The following is a 2,925-nucleotide window of genomic DNA, read 5'->3' on the forward strand; positions in this document are numbered from 1 at the left end:
CTGAATAAATTATATCATAAATATATCCTTTTTTCAATTTTTTTTTACAAAAAAACTGCAAATAATATCTGTAAGGAAAAAAGATTTTTTATTTTTGGTGTGTTATCCTCGACTTAAAAAATAATAAACAACTGTAATTTGAATTATGATATAAAAAATCATTAATATAAAAACTGCCCTAAATTTTAAGGCAGTTTAACCGATTTTTCTATCTACAAATGCCTGTTTTTTCACAATTTAATTATACTATAAAAAAATCTTTATCTATTAATTTGAAAAAATTTTTAATAATTTTCCGCAAATTCCACAACATTTAAAACTTTTCCATCTAATTCCATTTCCTTAGCCAAATCACTAATATATGGTTGTTTTACCATACTTTTCTTCAATGTGTCAAATTGCCAGAAAATATCTCGTTTATCTCCATCAGCAATAACTTCTCCATTTGTCATTACGATTACCCTGTCAAAATTTTTTACTACAAATTCCATATCGTGAGTTATTGTAATAACTGTTTTTCCTTGCTTTTGAAGTTCATTAATCAATTTATGTAAAACTTTCATTCCCTTGAAATCCTGCCCTGCTGTCGGCTCATCCATTACAATAACATCTGATCCCATTGCAATTACTGCAGCTATCGTAACAAACTTTCTTAATGAATATGGTAAATTATACGGATTTTCATTTTGATATTTTTCAAGTTCTGTTAATTTTATGGCATTTTCTATCATTTTTTTAGTTTCATCAAAAGAATATTTTAGCTTTTTTGTCCCAAAAGCTATCTCATCATAAACATTGTTATGAAAGATTTGATCCATAGGATTTTGAAAAACATATCCGACTTTTTGGCTCATTTTGGCAACAGTATATTTCTTTGTATTCCAGTCATCTACAATAACATCTCCATCTACCGGCTTTAAAAGTCCATTTAACATTTTTACCATTGTTGTCTTCCCAGCACCATTTTGTCCAATAATTGCAATTTTTTCCCCTTTTTTGACTTCAAAAGATACGTTGTTAAGTACATTTTCTGCTCCACTTGGATATTTAAAACTCAAATTTTTAACAGTAATAAAACTCATAGTCAGCTCCCTTTTAAAATTTATTAAATTTAACAAGGGGGCAAGACCCCTTGCTTTGGAATATTTTTAGATAAAATTTAAATAAATAGAGTTATTTATAAAATTCCTCTTTCGCTTAATATCTTTTTATAAATCTCAAAATTTTCATTTTCAAAACATACAAAATTTACTTTTTCTATAAAATCATTTTTTTCCAAATATTCACTCACAGCTTTAATAGCCGTCTTTGCCGCTAAATCTTTTGGAAATCTATACACACCTGTCGAGATATTTGGAAAGGAAATATTTTTTAAATTATTTTTTTGAGCTAATTCCAAACTTGAAATATAGGCACTTTTTAACAATTTTTCTGCAAATAGTTTTACTTCATTATTCTTTCCTGACTGCCAGACAGGCCCAACTGTATGAATTACATTTTTAAATGGCATGTTTCCTGCTCTTGTAATAACAGCTTCTCCAACGTTGCATTTCCCTTGAGAATCACGTATTTTCATACAATCTTCTGTTATTTCCTTTCCGCCTTTTCTATGAATTGCACCATCAACACCACTGCCTCCAAGTAAAGAAGAATTTGCAGCATTTACAATTACATCGGCTGGATATTCGGTAATATCGCCTTTTACAAGCATGATTCTATTTTTCAAATCTTTTGGTTTCATAACTTTTCCTTTTTAATAAATATTTTTAAGATTTGCTTAACAATTTTTATTTTTTATTACTTTATTTTTTCAATAATTTTACAGTCTTTTCCTTAGTTATAGGAATTTCTTCAAACTTAGCTTTTCCTGTTTTTTCAAGTTCATAAGCAAGAATCGAATACTGTGTCATCCCAATTTCCTTTTCCAGTAAAATTTTATTATTTAAAACCTCTTTAGCTTTTCCGCTCAAAATTACTTCCCCTTCATCAAGAACAAGGATATTTTCGGCATACTCTGCTATTAATTCCAATTTATGCTCAACTAAAATTATTGTCTTTCCTTCATTTGCCATTAAATTTATAATTTTGAAAATATCTTCTGTCCCTTTTGGATCAAGCTGTGAAGTTGGCTCGTCAATAACTAAAATATCAGGATTCATTGCAATGATTGAAGCAAGGGCGACTTTTTGCTTTTGTCCACCAGACAAATCATAAGGATTTCTGTCACGCAGATTTTCAATTTTAAGCAATTTTAATGTTTTTTCCACTTCAGAAATTATAACTTCACGTTCAAGCCTCAAATTTTCCAAACCATAAGCTATCTCTTCAAAAACAGTATCTTTAACACCGCTAATCTGTGTAAACGGATTCTGAAAAATAAATCCAATTTTCTGAACAATTTCTTTTTGGCTGTAGTCTTTTAATTCCTTGCCTTCCAAAGTTATTTTTCCTGTTAGCTCTCCTTTATAAAAATCAGGTATAAATCTTCTTAAAATATTGCAAAGCGTTGTTTTTCCACTCCCATTTTTTCCGATTACAGCCCAAAATTCACCTTTTTTTATCTCAATATTTATATTTTTTAAAACTTTTTTTTCTTCCAATGGATATTTATAATTAATGTTTTCCAATTTTAAATAAGACATAAATCCTCCAGACTATACAAAAAATTAAAAAAAGTATTAGTAATATTTTCATAATTTTGTCATATTTAGTTTCAAAAATATCATTTAAAATAGTTCTTCCCTCTCCAATTGAAAAACCTCTTGACTCAAGAGTAATTGCACGTTCTTCAGTATTTGTTATAGATGACAGCACCATTGGAATAAATATTGGAATAAGTGCTTTGAATCTTACAAATATATTTCCTTCCATTTCCACACCTCTTGCCTTTTGTGAATCCATAATAACATCTGACTGTTTTTTCAT

General features: G+C 28.5%; 4 protein-coding genes. All 4 read right to left on the bottom strand.

What is annotated here, in order from left to right:
- Positions 1 to 284: 284 nt before the first annotated feature.
- Positions 285 to 1,082 (bottom strand): energy-coupling factor ABC transporter ATP-binding protein, encoded by a 798-nt coding sequence (locus ACO409_RS10520; protein WP_485557048.1) that lies wholly within the window; start codon positions 1,080 to 1,082, stop codon positions 285 to 287.
- Between the two features lie 95 nt (positions 1,083 to 1,177).
- Entirely contained in the window at positions 1,178 to 1,741 is a 564-nt protein-coding gene (locus ACO409_RS10525; RefSeq protein WP_485557050.1) for a macro domain-containing protein, read from the bottom strand.
- Between the two features lie 61 nt (positions 1,742 to 1,802).
- Positions 1,803 to 2,642, bottom strand: a complete 840-nt coding sequence (locus tag ACO409_RS10530) for an energy-coupling factor ABC transporter ATP-binding protein (protein WP_485557052.1) — start codon at positions 2,640 to 2,642, stop codon at positions 1,803 to 1,805.
- Positions 2,614 to 2,925: energy-coupling factor transporter transmembrane component T (locus tag ACO409_RS10535; protein WP_485557054.1), on the bottom strand; the 312-nt coding region annotated here is incomplete at its 5' end. The genes ACO409_RS10530 and ACO409_RS10535, both read right to left, overlap by 29 nt.

Source organism: Leptotrichia sp., from assembly GCF_057270615.1.